This window comes from Halalkalibacter alkaliphilus, assembly GCF_023555415.1.
GTDB lineage: Bacteria > Bacillota > Bacilli > Bacillales > Bacillaceae_D > Halalkalibacter > Halalkalibacter alkaliphilus.
In genome coordinates this window covers 61,450-79,985 of sequence record NZ_JAKRYL010000021.1, presented here as the reverse complement: position 1 = coordinate 79,985, position 18,536 = coordinate 61,450, and the positions used below count along the sequence as shown (strand labels likewise).

19 protein-coding genes are annotated in these 18,536 nt (G+C 37.8%); 10 read left to right on the top strand and 9 right to left on the bottom strand.

What is annotated here, in order from left to right; genetic code table 11:
* Window positions 1-375 precede the first annotated feature (375 nt).
* Window positions 376-1,482 carry an HD-GYP domain-containing protein gene (locus MF646_RS17760; RefSeq protein ID WP_250097855.1) on the top strand — a complete coding sequence of 369 codons (1,107 nt, stop codon included), beginning with the start codon at window positions 376-378 and terminating at the stop codon, window positions 1,480-1,482.
* A 58-nt stretch (window positions 1,483-1,540) separates the two neighbouring features.
* On the opposite strand, the gene MF646_RS17755 is transcribed toward MF646_RS17760, so the two are convergent.
* Window positions 1,541-1,900 carry a YuzC family spore coat inner layer protein gene (locus MF646_RS17755; protein ID WP_250097854.1) on the bottom strand — a complete coding sequence of 120 codons (360 nt, stop codon included), beginning with the start codon at window positions 1,898-1,900 and terminating at the stop codon, window positions 1,541-1,543.
* A gap of 284 nt (window positions 1,901-2,184) precedes the next feature.
* Here MF646_RS17755 and MF646_RS17750 point away from each other — a divergent pair, with 284 nt between their 5' ends.
* The 6 genes from MF646_RS17750 (at window position 2,185) to MF646_RS17725 (ending at window position 9,398) form a co-directional block, all read left to right on the top strand.
* Window positions 2,185-3,201 (top strand): TAXI family TRAP transporter solute-binding subunit, encoded by a 1,017-nt coding sequence (locus MF646_RS17750; protein ID WP_250097853.1) that lies wholly within the window; start codon window positions 2,185-2,187, stop codon window positions 3,199-3,201.
* 109 nt (window positions 3,202-3,310) lie between these two features.
* Window positions 3,311-3,691 carry a DUF1850 domain-containing protein gene (locus MF646_RS17745; protein ID WP_250097852.1) on the top strand — a complete coding sequence of 127 codons (381 nt, stop codon included), beginning with the start codon at window positions 3,311-3,313 and terminating at the stop codon, window positions 3,689-3,691.
* Between the two features lie 38 nt (window positions 3,692-3,729).
* A complete protein-coding gene (locus MF646_RS17740; RefSeq protein ID WP_250097851.1) occupies window positions 3,730-5,886 on the top strand; it encodes a TRAP transporter permease in 2,157 nt (718 codons plus the stop codon).
* A 132-nt stretch (window positions 5,887-6,018) separates the two neighbouring features.
* A complete protein-coding gene (locus MF646_RS17735; protein ID WP_250097850.1) occupies window positions 6,019-6,975 on the top strand; it encodes a thymidylate synthase in 957 nt (318 codons plus the stop codon).
* Window positions 6,976-7,177: 202 nt separating this feature from the next.
* On the top strand, window positions 7,178-8,254 hold the full coding sequence (locus MF646_RS17730; RefSeq protein WP_250097849.1) for a GerAB/ArcD/ProY family transporter: 1,077 nt from the start codon (window positions 7,178-7,180) through the stop codon (window positions 8,252-8,254).
* Between the two features lie 58 nt (window positions 8,255-8,312).
* A complete protein-coding gene (locus MF646_RS17725; protein ID WP_250097848.1) occupies window positions 8,313-9,398 on the top strand; it encodes a GerAB/ArcD/ProY family transporter in 1,086 nt (361 codons plus the stop codon).
* Window positions 9,399-9,575: 177 nt separating this feature from the next.
* On the opposite strand, the gene MF646_RS17720 is transcribed toward MF646_RS17725, so the two are convergent.
* From MF646_RS17720 to MF646_RS17705, 4 genes are all read right to left on the bottom strand, one after another.
* Window positions 9,576-10,754, bottom strand: a complete 1,179-nt coding sequence (locus MF646_RS17720) for a Ger(x)C family spore germination protein (protein ID WP_250097847.1) — start codon at window positions 10,752-10,754, stop codon at window positions 9,576-9,578.
* A 5-nt stretch (window positions 10,755-10,759) separates the two neighbouring features.
* Window positions 10,760-12,349 carry a spore germination protein gene (locus tag MF646_RS17715; protein ID WP_250097846.1) on the bottom strand — a complete coding sequence of 530 codons (1,590 nt, stop codon included), beginning with the start codon at window positions 12,347-12,349 and terminating at the stop codon, window positions 10,760-10,762.
* Window positions 12,350-12,490: 141 nt separating this feature from the next.
* Window positions 12,491-12,730 carry a hypothetical protein gene (locus MF646_RS17710; protein ID WP_250097845.1) on the bottom strand — a complete coding sequence of 80 codons (240 nt, stop codon included), beginning with the start codon at window positions 12,728-12,730 and terminating at the stop codon, window positions 12,491-12,493.
* A gap of 260 nt (window positions 12,731-12,990) precedes the next feature.
* Complete coding sequence (locus MF646_RS17705) at window positions 12,991-13,167, bottom strand: hypothetical protein (RefSeq protein WP_250097844.1); 177 nt, start codon at window positions 13,165-13,167, stop codon at window positions 12,991-12,993.
* Window positions 13,168-13,427: 260 nt separating this feature from the next.
* Here MF646_RS17705 and MF646_RS17700 point away from each other — a divergent pair, with 260 nt between their 5' ends.
* Complete coding sequence (locus tag MF646_RS17700) at window positions 13,428-13,682, top strand: hypothetical protein (protein ID WP_250097843.1); 255 nt, start codon at window positions 13,428-13,430, stop codon at window positions 13,680-13,682.
* Between the two features lie 83 nt (window positions 13,683-13,765).
* Here MF646_RS17700 and MF646_RS17695 read toward each other — a convergent pair whose 3' ends face one another.
* Window positions 13,766-14,344, bottom strand: coding sequence for a helix-turn-helix domain-containing protein (locus tag MF646_RS17695; protein ID WP_250097842.1), 579 nt, complete (start codon window positions 14,342-14,344; stop codon window positions 13,766-13,768).
* Between the two features lie 128 nt (window positions 14,345-14,472).
* On the opposite strand from MF646_RS17695, the gene MF646_RS17690 reads away from it, so the two are divergent.
* Window positions 14,473-15,459 (top strand): DMT family transporter, encoded by a 987-nt coding sequence (locus tag MF646_RS17690; RefSeq protein ID WP_250097841.1) that lies wholly within the window; start codon window positions 14,473-14,475, stop codon window positions 15,457-15,459.
* Between the two features lie 73 nt (window positions 15,460-15,532).
* Here the strand turns inward: MF646_RS17690 and MF646_RS17685 are convergent, their stop codons facing one another.
* Both MF646_RS17685 and MF646_RS17680 read right to left on the bottom strand, forming a co-directional pair.
* Window positions 15,533-15,982, bottom strand: a complete 450-nt coding sequence (locus tag MF646_RS17685) for a hypothetical protein (protein ID WP_250097840.1) — start codon at window positions 15,980-15,982, stop codon at window positions 15,533-15,535.
* 9 nt (window positions 15,983-15,991) lie between these two features.
* Window positions 15,992-16,423 carry a VanZ family protein gene (locus tag MF646_RS17680; RefSeq protein ID WP_250097839.1) on the bottom strand — a complete coding sequence of 144 codons (432 nt, stop codon included), beginning with the start codon at window positions 16,421-16,423 and terminating at the stop codon, window positions 15,992-15,994.
* A gap of 699 nt (window positions 16,424-17,122) precedes the next feature.
* On the opposite strand from MF646_RS17680, the gene galE reads away from it, so the two are divergent.
* Window positions 17,123-18,148 carry a UDP-glucose 4-epimerase GalE gene (gene galE / locus MF646_RS17675; RefSeq protein ID WP_420842538.1) on the top strand — a complete coding sequence of 342 codons (1,026 nt, stop codon included), beginning with the start codon at window positions 17,123-17,125 and terminating at the stop codon, window positions 18,146-18,148.
* Between the two features lie 90 nt (window positions 18,149-18,238).
* On the opposite strand, the gene fbpA is transcribed toward galE, so the two are convergent.
* Window positions 18,239-18,412: a Fur-regulated basic protein FbpA gene (gene fbpA, locus MF646_RS17670; RefSeq protein ID WP_250097837.1), complete on the bottom strand. Its 174-nt coding sequence runs from the start codon at window positions 18,410-18,412 to the stop codon at window positions 18,239-18,241.
* Window positions 18,413-18,536: the final 124 nt, after the last annotated feature.

Below are 18,536 nucleotides of genomic sequence, written 5' to 3'. Positions count from 1 at the left end.
AGCCTTTTAAGCGTTCTTCTTAAAAGGCGCACGGCGAGAGAAGCCATCGCAATTATGTTCGCACAAACGAATGAAACAAGGTGGATCTTTCCGTCTTGAGGAAACAGACCGCTGCTGAGAAATGATCTTAGCAGCTATTTTATATGGAGAAAATTTCATAATCTTTTCGTTCGTTACTGATCATTTTCGACAATTTCCTTTAGATTTCATTGTATAACACTCTAAAATGGAAGGAATTTACTTGCAGGCTGACATGTATGTTGTAAACTGAGGTTAGAAAGTTAAATAAATAGAGATGTTCAAGTGAGTACGAGTTCATCTAGAATCTATTAAATAATTACTATTTCTTTGAACGTTCACTAGAAGGAGATGAACATGAGGTTAGTTGCAATTAGATCAGTTACAGCAGGGGCTAAGCTTGCTAAGTCCATCTATAACGATAATGGACAAATCCTTCTATATGAGGGAGTTGAACTAACAGAACGCTCACTTACTCGTCTATATGAACTAGGCATTTCTTTTATTTATATTTATGATGAGCGAACGCATGGAATAGAGATTGAAACAGGCGTGTCGCTTGAGACGAAACGAAAAGCAATTAGAACAATTAAATCTGAGTTTAAAGGCATTGCTAATCATTTGAAGTTGAAAAAATCCTTTAATATTGATCATTTCAATAAAGATTTTGCGAAAATTGTTCGTGCCATTTTAACAGATATTAAAAATAATGAAAATGCTCTAACATTGCTTTCAGATATGTTTGTCTATGATAGCTACATTTTTACTCATTCATTGAATGTTAGTATTTATACATTAGGACTTGCAGTAGACCTAGGTTTCAGTGACAAAAAATTGATGGAAATTGGTATGGGTTCCTTGCTTCATGATATTGGAAAAATGACCATACCTGTTGATATTTTAAATAAACCAGGAAAATTGACCGATGAGGAATTTAAAGTTATCCAAAGTCACTCAATGGCTGGTTTTGAGATTCTACGAAAAGCCCCCAATATTTCTTTACTGTCTGCTCATTGTGCTCTTCAACACCATGAACGTTTAGATGGCACAGGCTACCCTAGAGGCTTAAAGTCTAATGATATTCATCTCTATGCGAAAATGATTACCATTGCAGATGTGTTTGATGCGGTCACTTCAAATCGAGTCTATCGCAAACCAATGCTCCCACATGAGGCGTTAGAACTTTTATACTCAGGTGTTGGGAAACAATTTGATCAGGACCTTGTTAAAGCATTTAGGAGGACGGTTGCGGTGTATCCTGTTGGGTTAACCGTTACTCTTAGTGATGAAAGAGTAGGGATTGTAGTGAAGCAAAACAAGCAGTTAAGTACGCATCCTGTCGTCCGTATTATAAAAGAGAATGGTATTGAACTTACTGAACCGTACGACATTGATTTAATGGAACGGTATAATATAACAATAGTAGAAACGGAAGCAACATTAGCTGCTGCTACGTCAACTTAAGATTAAATAATAGGAAATAACTAAAAAAGCGATTCGCCGAGGCGAATCGCTTTTTTAGTTAGAATCCCCACCTAATATACATGGTTAAGGTACAGCATGGAGTTCCTCCTGCCTCTGTACGAAGCGTAAAGGTGACACCAGTAGGGTTATAAGACGTTTCAACGATGGTGGGTACACCCGTCTCTCTTATAATTTTATCTACAGTAGCATCATCACTTGCTTGGGCAGCGTCCATTAATTGAGTCATTTTCTCCTCGGAAGTAACAAGACTATTAATGACAATTGATCCATGCTCTAACAGTGTCTGATAAGCAGTCAATGATTGTTTGAAGAAACTTATATCAACAGGTGGGAAGGGAGACTCTTGTTGACGGTAACAGTAAGGTGGCCAAGGCATCCTGTAGTGATAATAAAACACTAAATCCAATCCTTCCTATTACGTATTTACTTCATCCCATACAATATATGCAGAAACCCACCTAACGGACCTCTTTACTGTAGTGCAGAGTTAAAGAGGGGTCTGACCCCCGGAAATTATTTCCCGGACTTGTGCAGATAATGTCACATGAAAATATGTGTTAAAAATAGGGTAATAAGTTGTAAATTTCAAGACTTGGCTATACAATAAACAATGTATAGTTTTGCAAATATATTCCTTTATTTGTAAAACTATTAAACTAAAGAAATAAGGGGGAAATTTACATGAAAAAGTTAAGTTTCTTAATGATGCTAGCTCTTATGTTAGTCCTAGCTGCATGTGGTGGTGCTGATGAAGCTGAGCCAGAAGCAGAAGGCGGAGCGGATGCAGGTGAAACAGAAGATGCTGGTGAAGCAGAAGCTGGTGGATTTACTGATATTACAATTATGACTGGTGGAGAGCAAGGTACATACTTCCCACTAGGTGCTGCTCTAGCAAACAATATTATTAATGCAAACATTGAAAACGTTGATGCAGCTTCATTCTCGTCTGGGGCTTCAGTAGTCAACATTAACGGAATTGTAGACGGAGACGCTGACCTTGCATTAGTTCAAAATGACATTGCTTACTATGCAAGCCAAGGGATTCAAATGTTTGAAGATGACGGTGCATTAGAAGGATTCCAAGGAATTGCAACACTTTATCCTGAAGTCATTCAAATCGTTACAGCTGCTGATAGCGGAATTGAAACAGTAGAAGATTTAGTGGGCAAGCGTATTGCAGTTGGGGACTTAGGTTCTGGTGCAGAAGCTAACGCTCGTCAAATTCTTGAAATTCATGGAATCACATATGATGATATCTCTGAAGAATACATGAGCTTTGGTGATGCAGCTGGAAGCATCCAAGATGGTAACATAGATGCTGCTTTCATCACTGCTGGTTTACCAACTGGCGCAGTAGAAGCTCTTAAAGCTACGAAGGATATCAATCTAGTATCTATTAGCTCTGAGAAAATTGCTGAGTTAGCTGCTGAGTACCCTTACTATACTGAGCATACAGTATCTGCTGACACTTACGGTACAGACGGCGACACAACTACTGCTGCAGTACTTGCAATGTTAGTTGTATCTACTGATATGGATGAGGACCTTGTTTATGAAATTACGAAAGCTATGTTTGAAAATACAGAGCAATTCAGTAACGCTCACCAACAAGGTACTAACATCACATTAGATACTGCACAAGACGGTATGCCTATCGATATTCATCCAGGTGCACAACGTTACTTCGATGAGCAATAGAAATAATAAATTGAGCAGAAAGGCATTGCTATTTAGCACTGCCTTTTTGTTCCTTCTAATCATTTTTGTTTTACTGAAATTTTCACCAAGTGGGAAACAGGAATATCTATTGCAAATTTACCTACCTTATAATGATACAGTTTTTTGGGAAGAAAAGATCCAACCTCATGATACGTTTTATCATGAATATCTACACTCTGTAGAGTTGTCGCCTGTTAGAGAGTATTTTACAGTAGACGAGGAGTTTAGAATGATTGCTACAGAAAGTTGGACGAAATCCTTTGGTGCAGGCTTGCCTTATGAAACAAAGGATCACTTTGAGATCGTAGATGGTTTTTTTGTCATTCAAGATCATCGCGAACTTGAATACCTCAATATTCTTCCATCACATTTGTATCCCCATAGCTTTTATTTCGGAGAAGAATCCATTGATCTATCAGGTGAATTAAGTGGGGAGAGAATTCGTATTCAAGTGGTACATCATGAGTAAATTCGGGGCTTTTATATTGTTGTAAAGGAGTTGAAATTATGTCAAAGAAAGAAGAGATTAGTTATCAGGCTGATCCAGAAGTTGAAAAGAAAGTAAATGAACTTGCTGGTAGTGACCGCTCAGTAAGAGGCTGGATGGCTTTATTAATTTTAGCGCTAGCTATTATCATGTCAGTCTATCATCTTTATACAGCAGGATTTGGGTTAATGCCGGGAGTCGGTACACGTTCTCATATGATTATCCATCTTACTTTTGGACTTGTACTTGTCTATCTTATTTTTCCGATAAAAAGGGGCTTAGGACAGACAAAGATTGTTTGGTATGATTTTATTATTGCACTCATCGCCCTGTTTGTCGGGTATTATCTCTATGCTAATCAAACGTCCAATTCGATTTTAACTGGTCGAATGACGGACATGGATAAGTTTGTTGGGATCGCTTTGTTACTTCTTGTTCTCGAAGCAACTAGACGAGTCGTAGGAAAACCACTCGTAATTATTGCAGGTATTTTTATTGCCTATTTCTTTTTAGGACATCACTTAAATCCACCGTTTAGACATACGAGAGCAAATTTTGAGAACTTTATTTATGAAATGACTTATACAACTTCAGGAATCTTTAGTACACCTTTATCGGTCTCCGCCGTATATGTCTTCATTTTCATTTTATTTGGAGCGATACTAGAAGCAACTGGTGCTGGGAAAATGTTCATTGATCTTGCACTGCGGGCGTTCGGAAAGTACAAAGGGGGACCTGCCAAAGCTGCCGTTGTATCATCTGGTATGCTTGGATCTATTTCCGGTAGTTCAGTAGCGAACGCAGTAACAACAGGGACGTTTACAATCCCGTTAATGAAAAAAGTAGGATTCCGGCCGCAAACAGCGGGAGGAATTGAAGTAGCAGCTTCTTCAAGTGGTCAATTGCTTCCGCCAATCATGGGTGCTGCAGCCTTCTTAATGATTGAGTATACACCTTACACGTATGCAGAAATTATTCGATCTGCGGCAATTCCAGCCATTCTTAGTTATATTGCCATCCTATTTATGGTTCATATCGAAGCGTCCAAACATAATATCAAAGGGTTACCGAAAGAAATGCTTGTATCTGCTAGAAAAACGATGATCCAACACGGGTATTTAATATTACCGGTAATTGTCCTCGTTTACTTCTTAGTACGAGGAAATACAGTTCCGAATGCTGCTTTCTTCTCCATTGTCATTTTGCTTACTCTTGCAGTATTTACGCATCGTTTCCGTGAAAAAATTGGACCAGGTATTGTCATTGCCGTTATTCTTGCAGGGTTAGCATATGCGATGCATTTTGTTTTAGATTGGAACATTGAAATTGCGGTAATGGTAACGATTGGAATCTTTATTGCCCTTTTCGTCGTCTTGTTACAAAAAAGCTTCAAAGTAGATGCTGCTCCTGTTCGTTTTGGAGTTCGCGAGTTATTAGCAGGCTTTGAAATGGCTGCGCGTAATTCTCTTACAGTTGTCGTAGCGTGTGCGACAGCAGGGATTTTAATTGGAGTCATTAACCTAACAGGTTTATCAGCAAAATTACCGATTATTATCGTCGGTTTTGCAGGGGATAGTCTGTATCTAGCCTTAGCCTTTACACTTGTGGCTTGCTTAATTTTAGGACTGGGTTTACCGACAACTGCAACATACGTAATCCTTGCAGCAATGGTTGCACCAGCACTTGTTCAAATGGGTGTACCTATTATGGCAGCTCACTTATTTGTTTTATACTACGGAATTTTAGCGGATGATACACCACCGATCAACTTACCAGCATATGCGGTATCTGGGATTGCAAACTCAGAGCCAATTCGAACCGGTGTCCAAGGCTTTAAGTTTGATTCAGGTGCATTGCTGCTGCCGTTTGTATTTGCGACGAACACGGTTATTCTCTTATTGCCTGAGAATGCGGGTCTATATTCTTGGCCAGTTATTGCACAAAATATTTTTACAGCATTACTAGGGATCATTGCGTTTGTTGTGTTTATTCAAAATTTCTTCCTTGTGAAGCTGCGTTTCTATGAGCGAATTCTTGCCTTAGGGACAGCACTCGTCTTTATCCATGGATCATGGATAACAGATACGATAGGAATTGTGCTATTAGCTTTACTAATCGCTATCCAATATATGCGTAAGAAGAAGGCTGATAAAGAAGGACAAACAGCAACAGCGTAAGAAGATTTTCAGATTAGTTTAAAGGAATACACGGCCTAGCTCTCTTTATTGGGAGGTAGGTCTTTTTTAGCTAATAAGGAACTTATCTGTTAAAATAGACAAAGGTATTCATCAGAAATGAGGGAACAAATAATGAACCAAGCAGATAAAACATATTTAGATCTTTGCAAATACATTTTAGAAAATGGAACAAAAAAAGAAGACAGAACAGGAACGGGAACAATCTCAATTTTTGGTCATCAAATGCGGTTCAATTTAGAGGAAGGATTTCCACTTCTGACAACAAAGCGTGTACCGTTTAAGCTGATTGTTAGTGAATTGTTATGGTTTTTAAAAGGAGATACAAATGTCCGTTATCTTCTTGAACATAACAATCATATTTGGGATGAGTGGGGATTTCAAAAATGGGTTGAATCAGATGACTACAAGGGACCAGATATGACAAATTTTGGGCTTCGTAGTCAGCAAGATGAGGAATTTAAGAAGGTCTATCAAGATCAATTAAGTATCTATCAAGACAAGGTGTTAAACGATGATGAATTTGCCTCGCGTTTTGGTGATTTAGGGAATGTATATGGCAAGCAGTGGCGAAGCTGGGAAGGAGCGGACGGGAAAACATACGATCAGATTCAATATATTATTAATGAAATCAAACGTAACCCTGATTCACGTAGGTTGCTCTGTAATGCTTGGAGTGCATCTGAGTTAGAAAACCAGCAACTCCCACCGTGCCATTACGCATTTCAATTTTATGTTGTAGATGGAAAACTAAGCTGTATGTTTAACATGCGCTCAAACGATGTGTTTTTGGGCCTGCCATTTAATATTGCTTCTTATGCGTTACTCACTCATTTGATTGCACATGAATGTGGACTAGGAGTAGGGGAGCTTATTTACACAGGAGCAGATGTTCACATTTATTCTAATCATGTGGAGCAAATTAAGACGCAGCTAGAACGTGAACCGCGTGAATTGCCTACAATAAAACTCAATGCCTCGAAAGAAAGCATCTTTGAATTTGACATAGAAGATATCGAACTGGTTGGCTATCATCCACATGGAGCAATTAAAGCACCAGTTGCTGTCTAAATTTACAGGAACTGTCTTAGCCCCCGAGTATCCGTATACGGTTTACTCGGGGGCTAGTTCTTTTTTACTATCGTTTGTTATAAATAGTTCTTCTTATGGTGAAGCTGGGAGATGTATGCACTTGAGAGGGTAAAGTGTTATTACGGTCATGCATGCGTTACAAAAGAAAGAAGGTACTTGATCATTCTTAAGGAGAATATATATGACTCGGATTTCAAATATACAATTATTTATCCTCATTTTAATATTTGAAATAGGTAGTACTACCCTTTTTGCAATTGGGATCGGGGCAGGGAAAGATGCATGGATCGTTGTGTTACTAATAGGAATGTTTGGTATCTTTCTTATATTTATGTATACACAAATTGCTAAAATGTATCCAAATCAAAACTTTTCTGAAATCCTGCAAGATGTCTTAGGAAAGAAACTTACAAGTCCTTTACTATTGCTATATTGTGTCTATTTTTATAGTCAGGCAACCTATAATTTTTTCGAATTCGGTGCACTTATTAAATTGACTACTTTGCAGCAAACGCCGCTTATTGTGGTTTTATTTATATTTGCATTTGTTATGATTTATATCCTGAGCTTAGGATTTGAAGTATTAGCTAGAACGGCGGAAATATTGACTCCATACGTCATTATATTTTTAATCTCAATCTATATCTTTACGTTATTTTCAGGTGAATTCGATTTTACAGCGCTTCAACCTGTTTTAGGGACAGGAATTCAGCCTGTTCTAGAAGAGGCTGTGAACCAGATTGGATTTCCTTTTGGTGAATTAATTTTGTTTCTTATGTTTTGGCATTATATCGAAAACCAACATAAAATTCGAAAAGCAGCATTGTTGGCTGTCGGGCTTTCTATCGTAATGTTACTACTCTCATTAATTACGATGATTTCCGTTTTAGGACCTGACTTGACGGCGAAAGCAGAAATCCCTTTACTTGAAACAATATTAGCAATAAATATAGCTGACATCATTATTAATTTAGATAGTTTTGCAGTGTTCATAATGTTTATTGGGGGGTTTTATAAAACAGCATTGCACTTTTGGGGATTTGTTTTATTGTTATCATGGCTAGTTAAACGTGCAAAAACGAAATGGGTAGTCTCTATTTTTGGGCTTCTTCTACCCATTGTCTCTCATATTCGTTTTCCAACACTAGCAGATCAAAGGTGGATAGGAGTAGAAAATCAATATATAATATTTTGTTTTGCATTTCTTCCTGTGTTGCTTCTAACGATCATTTTTCTAAAAGAACGGACCCAAAAATGACTGAGATCTGCGAATTATAGGAACGTATTTCTTTGAAAATATTAGGAGACCTATTAGTATGATTTATATCTCAAATATACAGCTGTTTATCCTTATTTTAATATTTGAAGTTGGCAGTACGACGTTGTTTGCTTTAGGAATTGGTGCGAAACAAGATGCGTGGATTGTCATACTACTCGCTACGTTAATTGGACTCATTCTTTTGTGGGTTTACACCGAGTTCCCTAATCGATATCCAGATCAAAATTTCTCAGAAATTTTAGAGGACTTATTAGGAAAAAAGCTGGCAACACCGTTACTTCTCCTATATGGCCTTTATTTCTTTAGTCAAGCAAGTCATAATTTCTTTGAATTTGGAGCCATGATTAAATTGACTACTTTACCTGAGACACCTCTTATTGTCCTCCTGTACTTATTTATGCTCGTTTTGATTTACATTTTACATTTAGGGTTTGAGGTACTTGGAAGAACAGCAGAAATTCTAACACCGTATGCTATTCTGTTTCTTTTATTGATTTATACGTTTACTGTACTATCAGGAGAGTTTGAAATCATTGAACTTCAGCCTGTTTTAGCTGATGGTATTGAGCCCGTTATAGCTGAGTTACATCATGTCGTTGCGTTTCCCTTTGGAGAAATGGTCGTGTTCCTTATGTTTTGGCACTATGCTGCGAAACAGCAATCAATACGTTTAACGGCTTTTTTAGCAGTAGGTCTCTCAGCCTTTTTGTTGACTATATCATTGATCGTTATGGTAGTTGTTTTAGGACCAGAGCTAGCTGGCAAAGCTGAAATTCCTTTATTAGAAGTAATACTAGTCATAAACATCGCTGATATTATTACAAATTTAGATAGTGTAGCTGTCTTTATAATGTTTATTGGTGGATTTTATAAAACGGCATTGCATTTTTGGGCCTTTTGTTTAACGATGACATGGGCTTATAAAGGAAAAAGCCCAAAACGACTTCTTACCATTGTTGGTCTCATTTTTCCGCTGTTCGCTGTTTACCGTTTTCCAGGCTTTTCAGATCAAAGACTGATAGGTGGAGAACCTGGAATCTACTCAATTTTAATTTTTGCTTTTCTGCCTATTTTGTTACTGTTTATTATGTTTATAAAAAAGGAACAAGGATCTTCAAATTAGAAAGGAGACTTTTTATGCCCTCCATTATGAACTACATTATGAACTTGTTGAAAGAAGATTTCCTTTCGGCTATCCTGCTTGTAGGTGGAAGTCTATATGCATCTATATTAGTAATCATCATATTTTATCATGGGATTTTTCGCCTTTTTAGACGAAAATACCATTGAAGCTAAAGGTTTATTCTTCAGCTTCAATGGTACCTTGGATTAACCCTGAGTTTCTAATTGTCACATCAACTTGTACTGTATATGGTACTTGAGCAAATACCTCATTCCAGTTTTCTTCAACTTTATTCCATGCTTCAGGGTAGTCTTTATTTAACTCTCTTCCGAATCCAAATATATCTGCTTTGAAATCTTGTTGGGCTTTATCTACGACCAATTTTATTTCTTCTTCTATTTTCTTTTCTGCCTCTTTTTCTATATCTGCTAAGTAATCAAGAATTGCTTTTCGATCGTCTACACCATTTGTTGCTTGCAATTCAGCCAATCGCCCTTTTGACTGGACTTCGATCACGAAGGAAATTTGATCCCCTTCGTTTACCTTTGGAATAATTTGTGCCTCTAATTCTTGAATGAGCAAAGTAACCATTTTGTCTTTTTCTATGATAGAAGGGATAGCGAGCGTTGCCATTTGATTAAGCTCTTTTGCTGTAATCCAATGATATCCTCTTGTTTCTATGTCATCTAAAAATCCTTGTAATTTATCGTCAGTAAAGACAGCACCACCTGAAAGCTTAATTCGTACAAAAGGTTCATGTTCTGCTTCTTCGAGTAAGAGTACTCCTGCTACAGGATCTCGGTCTTTTCCTAATGTTTGTTTAAAGAAGTTAAGTACATTAATAGAAGCTGCACTTAATTCACTCTGATCTAGTAATCCCTCTAAATAATCTGCAGGAATTCGTGAAATATTGTTGGCCTTAATGTCTAATAAACTTTTCGCGGAAGTATCTTTAGCAATGCAAACCCAAACATGCCCTCTGATGTCTTTTTCCCTTTCAAACGAATCAAAAATAGGAGTGATCCCTTCTTTGGCCACATCTTCATGTATAATGATGACTTTATTATGGGCATAGAAGCCTTGCCGATCGACCGTTTGGTTTGCTTTTCTCATCATTTCATAGATCGTTTGACCAGTCGTGGAAACCAATAAATAGGGTCTGTCTGGTGTTGGTGTCAGTGTACTTTCTGCTGCTGGTCGTAAATATTGGGATGTAAGGTCATAAAGACCTGTTTCGGGATCTTTATCAATAGCCATTGCTGCTACAAATCCAATCTCTGTTAACTCCTGACGATCCCAGCAGCCAGATATAAAAACGATAGCAGCAAGTAAGGTGAGAACAAAAGCTTTACCCAACTTTATCATTCTCCTTTTTGAATTTGAGGATGGTTTGGTTGATTCTTTAGACTTTTTTCTCTTTTCGATTTCATCCAAGTCACAGATTGAGGTCTTGATTTTTGAGCCCATAATGGCAAGCGAATGAGAGCATCTTTCCATTCGCTTACGATAATCGGTGCTACAGGTGCTAGGTAAGGTGAACCAAAGGAACGCAGTGAGCACATATGACCAAGTATGACAAGAGTTGCCATTAAAATACCATAAAAACCAAATGAGGCAGCCGAAAATAGAAGAAAAAACCTTGATAACACAACGGCATCGTTTAAAGCAGTGACAACAAAACCGGCAATAGCTGTAAGGGCAATAACAATGACCATCGGTGCACTAACAATCCCTGCTTGAACGGCTGCTTCACCAATAACTAAAGCCCCGACAATACTAATAGCGGAGCCGACAGGACGAGGCATTCGAACACCGGCTTCTTTCAGTAACTCAAAAACGATAATCATCATAAAGGCTTCGATAAAGATAGGAAAGGGAACTTTTTCTTCCGCAGCGGCCATGGTTACTAGTAGAAGAGAGGGAACCATCTCTTGATGATAAGTGGCAATCGCAACAAATAAAGCAGGTGTTGCAATCGTTAATAGTAAAGCTAATACACGTAATAACCTCATAATGGACGCTAGATACGGCCGTGAATAATAATCCTCTCCGACTTGCAGTGTTTCAATAAACAAATGAGGGACGGTTAACACAAAAGGGGTCCCATCACAAAAAATTGCCACTCGTCCTTCTAACATTTTTGCTGCAACTTTATCAGGTTTTTCGCTATTTGCTACGGTCGGAAAGATAGAATAAGGATGATCTTCAATAAATTGTTCGATATAGCCTGATTCTAAAATTGCATCCGTATCAATTCGCTCAAGACGATTTCTAACTTCATCAACAATTTTTGTATCAGCTATCCCTTTTATATAACCAATTCGAATTTTCGTTTTGGTTTGTTTCCCAAGCTTCATATCTTCAAAGATTAAATTAGGATTAGTGATTTTTCTACGAATTAATGAAGTATTTACTTTTAATACTTCATTAAAACCTTCACGTGACCCGCGGACACTAGATTCAGTATCTGGTTCTTCAACATTTCTAGCATCAAAGCCTTGTGTTCCAATAAGCAAAGCAGAATCATAGCCATTAATAAAGATCGCAGTTTCCCCAGTTAAAACACCATCGACAACATCATCGATGAGATTGCTTTCTTTCAAACTAGAGGTACTTAAAATTCTTTTTTTAACAAACTTATAAAAGTCTTCCTTTTGGGGGTGACTGGTAGTATCATCAGACTCCATTAATGGTTTAACTAAGTACTGGTTAATAAAATCTTCGTTAACTAATCCATCAACATAACAAATTAATATACGAATGGAATGCTGATCAGACACTTGAAATTCTCGATAGCGTAAATCGGAACTTGATCCTAAAGAGTTTTTTAATAGACTTAAATTTTTTTCGGTGTTTGGGTGAAGAGTGTTGGTAGACTGACTTTCCTTATGATTATTTGCTTTATTTTTTAACGAGTGAATTTTTCTCGTTATTTGGAATTTTTTTAACATAATTCCTTCCTCTTTCAATGCGAGTTTATTTTATTATTGTTTGTGTAAGTGGGAAAAAAATACAATGAAATTGGAAGGGGATGTATTAACACAAAACTCGACCATGAATGGCCGAGTTTCGTGGTTAGTAAGGCTAAAGAGTTACTCGTTTAGTGAAAGTTCATCAATTAACTGTCTCGAACGCTTCGCATTTCCTTCTGCAAAGTTTTCTAACCTTGTCTTTAGCACATCATTATCGTGAATTCGCTCAGCAAGGATTAAATAATTTCTCATCATTTCTTCCTCCTGCTCAAGACTTGACTGTAACGCTTGCATGACAGATGTAACGGATAGGGCATCCTCTCTGTCACCATCTCGATCGTAATCTACATCGTGATTCATACAACACCTCTTTTTAACTAGAGGGCACTGAAAAAGGTTGATTTGTACCTTTTCAGTGCCCTCGAAGCAATGTGCAAAGCTGCTGCCTTTTTTTGAAAAGCCTGCTATGAGTGGGTTTCTCATAGCAGGCGCGCAGCATGCGGAGCCATTGCTACTTAATAGAGGGCACTGAAAAAGGTTGATTTGTACCTTTTCAGTGGCTTCCTTAACTAGTTTATTTTTGATGGAAATAATAATAAAACAACCAGCTTCAGATCGTTCTAATCTTTATTCGCCCGATCCGTCATCCGCCAATTAATAATGCCAATCACTAAAAAGAGAAAAAATAAGGCAATATAGACTCTCATAGACCAAGTTCCGAAATCAGTAAAGGCTAAGAAAAGCCATAGTAGTGCGGCAACAAAATAAAAATAGCTGCCAACTGGAATTTTTTTCATTCAGTCCTCCTTTTTTAAGACCTCAAGGAAGATTATCTTCATATTCGTTTGCGCGGTAATAATTGAGGTCAACTCATGTTCTTTTTAATATCATTCGTGGAAATAAGTTATTTTATTCCATAGAACGTGTCGAATAATGCCAATTAGTATTTTAAGATAGTGGGAATAAAAGAATTATGTCGGTAATTGTAGGACGATTCTTATAGGGAAATAAGAAAGTATGGCGAATTTAGTTACTTAAAGAGAGGAGTGCAGATCAGATGGACAACCATAAAGAATTTACAGTAAAAAATCATTATTTAGTGGAGATTAAACAAAAAGGAGACTCAATTAAAGACAATTTAAAGTCTTGGAGTTGGGATATATACATTGCGATGAGTGAGGACCAACAATATAGAGGAAGAGCTTTAGCCCCTGGAAAAGGTATCGAGATTCCTTGGACAGAGTTAAGCAAAAGCGATGTGCTTGAAGAGATGATTAACATTTGTGAACAACAGATGCCAAAACATATATAAGAGAGGAGGACTCTTTTGCTTGTAAGAGTCCACCACCCACCAAACGACTAGGTTATCCTAGCGTTTTTTTATTTGCTTACCCGCTATGACTTCGAATATGTCATTACGAAGTGTAGGACAGTCGTACGATCAGTTGGGTTTATATATGTATGCTCCTTATCTCCATTGAATGTAATGGAGTCATATTCATACATATGAAACGACTCACCATCTATTTGAATCAATAGTTCCCCAGACATAACGGTAACATACTCGACTACACCTAATTGGTGGGCGCCTGGATTGTATTCGCTTCTTGGTTTGAGGAATGCTCTGTGAATTTCACTTGATCCAAATGTTGAAACGTCAAACATTGGTTCTAACGTACATGCTTCATTGGCGCTTACTACTTTGTTTCCTTTATGTTTACGTGAAATTTTAATGTCGCTGTCTTCATTTAGCAAAAGTGATATTGGGATCTCAAGACCATTGGCAATTTTCCAAATGACTGAGAGTGATGGGTTTGCTTCACCGCGCTCAATATTCCCTAATGTAAGTTTGCTGACAGTTGTAAGATCAGCTAGTTGCTGCAAGCTTAATCCACGCTGCTGCCTTATTTTTCTTAAAGTCAATCCCACTTGTATGGCCAATCTTTCTGCGTCTGTTTGATATGAGCGCTCCAAATAAATTCCTCCCTTGCTTAGGTTTTTTACATAATATATAAGTGGATCTTTTCCAAAATTAGGAGTATATTATAGTTATTTGTTAGTATATTATACTATACCCATTGCTTCTTCTGGAAGGTGAGAATATGAAGGAAATTACACTAGGGTTATTTGCTGCGATGTTTTTTGCGGTTACGTTTATTCTGAACCGCTCGATGGAACTAGCGGGAGGAAGTTGGATGTGGAGTTCATCATTACGGTTTCTTTTTATGCTTCCTTTTTTATTTCTAATTGTCTTGTTTCGAAATAATGTCAAACAAATAATAGTTGAAATTAAGAAGCAGCCTATTCCTTGGTTTGCCTGGAGTTTTGTTGGGTTTGTCTTATTTTATGCTCCGATTACGTTTGCAGCTGCCTATGGACCTGGTTGGCTTGTAGCTGGAACGTGGCAATTAGTTATCGTTGCAGGAACATTATTGGCTCCACTTTTTTTGGAGTCGGTTCAGACAAATAAAGGAATTCAAAAAGTCCGTCAAAAAATTCCTTTCGGTGCGTTTTGTATTTCTCTAATGATTCTATTTGGTGTCGCTCTCATGCAACTGCAGAATGCAAATGGTGTATCGATGCAAACGGCGATGATCGGTGTTCTGCCCGTTATGTTTGCAGCTGTCGCATACCCACTAGGAAATCGAAAAATGATGGAGGTCTGTGGTGGGCGACTTGATACATTTCAACGGGTTTTTGGAATGACGTTAGTTACGATTCCTTTTTGGCTTGTTCTCAGTCTAGTTGCTTTTATCCAAGTTGGAGCTCCTTCATCAGATCAAATTCTCCAATCTTTTATTGTTGCTATAAGTTCAGGAGTCATTGCAACGACTTTGTTTTTTATTGCTACGGACCGGGTAAGAGGAAACCAGAAGAAGCTTGCCGCAGTTGAAGCAACCCAATCAACTCAAGTTCTTTTTGTGTTAATGGGAGAGATTGCGTTGCTATCGACCCCTTTACCAAATGGAATGGCAATGATTGGAATGAGTCTTATTGTAATCGGGATGTTTATGCATAGCTACTTCACGAAAAAGATGAAAACAAAGCAACCGCCACTCACTCGACTACGGAAGGAACAAAGTGTATAAAACGTTCATTTGATTACAAGAAAAACGCCTAGTAGTGAATGAAGCTCTAGGCGTTTTGGGCATATGTAAATGCTTATTGAAGAACTTTTTCTAACTCGGCAAAACCAATTACTTTTAACGCCTCAATTTCTTCATCTGTAAATTGCTCCTGTAGTTTCGCAACCAATTCATCCCGCTTTTGTTCATCAACACCATTACGAACACTTGTAAAAATACTAATTAATTCGGTCAGTGAAAATCGTTCCAACACGGCTTCAATAGCCTCATCTCTATTAGAAAAAACGAGCTCGTCACTAGAGTCATCTCCTTCTAGTTGTTGGTCCTCTACTTCATCATTCTTACTTTGTTCATTGAAGTCGTATTGTTTGGACTTTGTCTCGATTTCCTCTTCAATCTGCTGTTCACTTTGTGGTTCAGTTAGTTGCTCGGGTGTTTGATTAGAACTTTGGTAAAACCCCAAAAAACCAGGAATAGCAACACAAAGAAAAACGAAAAACACTCCAAAAATAACTGCTCTGATCATAATATCCTCCTAACTAGATTGAACTTCGGGCAAGTTTATCGGTTTACGTTTATGAAAGAGGGCATACAGGAATAAGTAACTCATGGTACCGGACACATTAATCAATATATCTAGCAATCTTCCGTCTCGATTAAAAAATGGCTGGATAAGTTCTGTTGAAAATGCGAGAAAGAAGCAAAAGAATAGAGCGCCTACGATTGTTCGAAAAACAGTTGTACTTAAAAATGCCAAAATAAAAAAAGCAATAAAATGGCCAAGTTTTTGTATAGAAAAGTAGAAACTTGCATCAACAAACGAATACATATGGAAAAAGCCTGAAAATTGGGGGGCATTAGTAAAAGCAAACTGAAGATGCCCATGACGAAGAAAATCACTAGCGCTTTGTGTAAAAAGCAATATAGCTAAGAGAATGATCCAAGTTATGAACAACCATAAAGCCAAGTAGACACACCTCCTTGTTATAGATTGAACTGAAAAAGGAAAGGGCGACCTTTTTCAGTTGATTAAGTAGCAATGGCTCCGCACGTTGCGCGCCTTCTATGAGAACCCCTCTCATAAAAGGCTTAATAAAGGCAACGGCTCTGCACATTGCATAGATTGAACTGAAAAAGGAAAGGGCGACCTTTTTCAGTTCAATTACTAGCAGTTTAGTCATCATGGCTGCTTTTCAAACTTATTTTCATATGGCAATAGTTCCTCGTTTGAAACATCGGTAAGGTGCCAAGACTAATATAACGAGGAGGTTGATTCGATGGAACAGTATGATGGAGATGTATTTGTCGGTTTATTTTGGGGAATTGCATTAAGTATTCCACTTTGGCTATCGATTTTTGGATGGGTGAAATGGTTTCTATAGAGAGAACTGAAAAAGTCTCTGTAGCTAAATTGAGGAAGCAGCAATGGCTCCACACGTTGTGCGCCTGCTATGAGAAACTCACTCATAGCAGGCTTTAAGACAAAGCAACGGTTCCGCTCATTGCTTAAAGCCACTGAAAAAGGTCAAAACCGTACCTTTTTCAGTGGCCTTGAAAACCACACCTTTTTCAGTGCTCTCTTTCTATTAAAGTGTTTATCAATATGGTAAGATATTACCAAGAGAATGAGGAGGGAAATGTTTTTGAACTCTTTTTTCGGGACTTTATGAATGGAGTGAGTTTTGTGATATTGGTAACAGGCGGGGCGGGCTATATTGGGAGCCATACGTGTGTAGAGCTGTTAGAGGCGGGGTATGAAATTGTCGTCGTTGACAATCTTTCAAATAGCAAATATGAATCGATTGATCGTATCAAAGAACTAAGCGGGAAGGATTTTCTGTTTTATGAGGTAGATCTATTGGACAAGCAAGCTTTAGAGAAAGTATTTGCTGAACATAACATTAAAGCGGTTATCCATTTTGCAGGATTAAAGGCAGTGGGGGAGTCTGTTGAAATTCCGCTTCACTATTATCATACAAACATTACAGGAACGTTGGTTCTTTGTGAACTGATGCAAGCCTACGGCGTGAAGAACATCGTCTTTAGCTCATCGGCAACGGTGTACGGAATGCCAGATCGTGTACCAATTTTAGAGGATTTCCCGCTAAGTGCTACCAATCCATATGGACGTACAAAGCTTATGATTGAGGAAATTTTACGAGACTTATACGTATCAGACAAAGAGTGGAGCATAGCATTGCTTCGTTACTTTAATCCGATCGGTGCCCATCATAGCGGTAGAATTGGAGAAGACCCTAACGGAATTCCGAACAACTTGATGCCGTTTATTACCCAAGTAGCTGTTGGAAAGTTAAAGGAATTAAAAGTATTTGGGGACGACTATCCAACGGTAGACGGAACAGGAGTCAGAGACTATATTCATGTCGTGGATCTTGCCAAAGGTCACTTAAAAGCTCTTGAAAAGATAGTGACAACAACAGGAGCACAGGCCTATAATCTTGGAACTGGAAATGGCTACAGTGTTATTGAGATGGTGGAAGCATTTAAAAAAGCTTCCAATCGTGAGGTGCCATATTCAATTGTTGAGCGTAGACCTGGTGATGTAGGGATTTGTTATGCAGATCCATCTAAGGCAAAAGAAGAGTTAGGCTGGAGCGCAGAAAAAGGGATTGAAGAAATGTGTGCCGATTCGTGGAGATGGCAAGATAGCAATCCTGATGGATATAAATAAGTAAAGAAAAGGGGTGACTCAAAAAGTTTTTGACCTTTTGAGATAGCCCCACGAAAGCCTGTATCTAAATGATACAGGCAATAATTTTAGTTAGAAAAATATATGGTGATTACCTTGTTCAAGTTCAGAGCATATAAGTAATCTTAACTCTTCTTCTGTTGCTTCATATAATTGACGGCCATCAGGCATTTTGAAAAATTGATTTTCTAAAAGGGTATCGATAATTTTTTCCTTATCGAATTGAGACAATGTTTTCAAGGACAATACGAACACTCCCCTTTTGCAAAGTATACCGAAGTAAAAAAACTGAAAGCGTTTACATTTATAATTATAAATTCTTTTGTCTGTAATTGTCAACCTAAATAAAGGAAAAGTTATGGAAAATAGG

Bases quoted from the DNA above. Each gene is read 5' to 3' on its own strand.
- MF646_RS17760 (WP_250097855.1), top strand. From the start codon at position 376: ATGAGGTTAGTTGCAATTAGATCAGTTACAGCAGGGGCTAAGCTTGCT.
- MF646_RS17750 (WP_250097853.1), top strand. From the start codon at position 2,185: ATGAAAAAGTTAAGTTTCTTAATGATGCTAGCTCTTATGTTAGTCCTA.
- MF646_RS17740 (WP_250097851.1), top strand. From the start codon at position 3,730: ATGTCAAAGAAAGAAGAGATTAGTTATCAGGCTGATCCAGAAGTTGAA.
- MF646_RS17735 (WP_250097850.1), top strand. From the start codon at position 6,019: ATGAACCAAGCAGATAAAACATATTTAGATCTTTGCAAATACATTTTA.
- MF646_RS17730 (WP_250097849.1), top strand. From the start codon at position 7,178: ATGACTCGGATTTCAAATATACAATTATTTATCCTCATTTTAATATTT.
- MF646_RS17725 (WP_250097848.1), top strand. From the start codon at position 8,313: ATGATTTATATCTCAAATATACAGCTGTTTATCCTTATTTTAATATTT.
- MF646_RS17715 (WP_250097846.1), bottom strand. From the start codon at position 12,349: ATGTTAAAAAAATTCCAAATAACGAGAAAAATTCACTCGTTAAAAAAT.
- MF646_RS17710 (WP_250097845.1), bottom strand. From the start codon at position 12,730: ATGAATCACGATGTAGATTACGATCGAGATGGTGACAGAGAGGATGCC.
- MF646_RS17705 (WP_250097844.1), bottom strand. From the start codon at position 13,167: ATGAAAAAAATTCCAGTTGGCAGCTATTTTTATTTTGTTGCCGCACTA.
- MF646_RS17700 (WP_250097843.1), top strand. From the start codon at position 13,428: ATGGACAACCATAAAGAATTTACAGTAAAAAATCATTATTTAGTGGAG.
- MF646_RS17690 (WP_250097841.1), top strand. From the start codon at position 14,473: ATGAAGGAAATTACACTAGGGTTATTTGCTGCGATGTTTTTTGCGGTT.
- MF646_RS17685 (WP_250097840.1), bottom strand. From the start codon at position 15,982: ATGATCAGAGCAGTTATTTTTGGAGTGTTTTTCGTTTTTCTTTGTGTT.
- galE (WP_420842538.1), top strand. From the start codon at position 17,123: ATGAATGGAGTGAGTTTTGTGATATTGGTAACAGGCGGGGCGGGCTAT.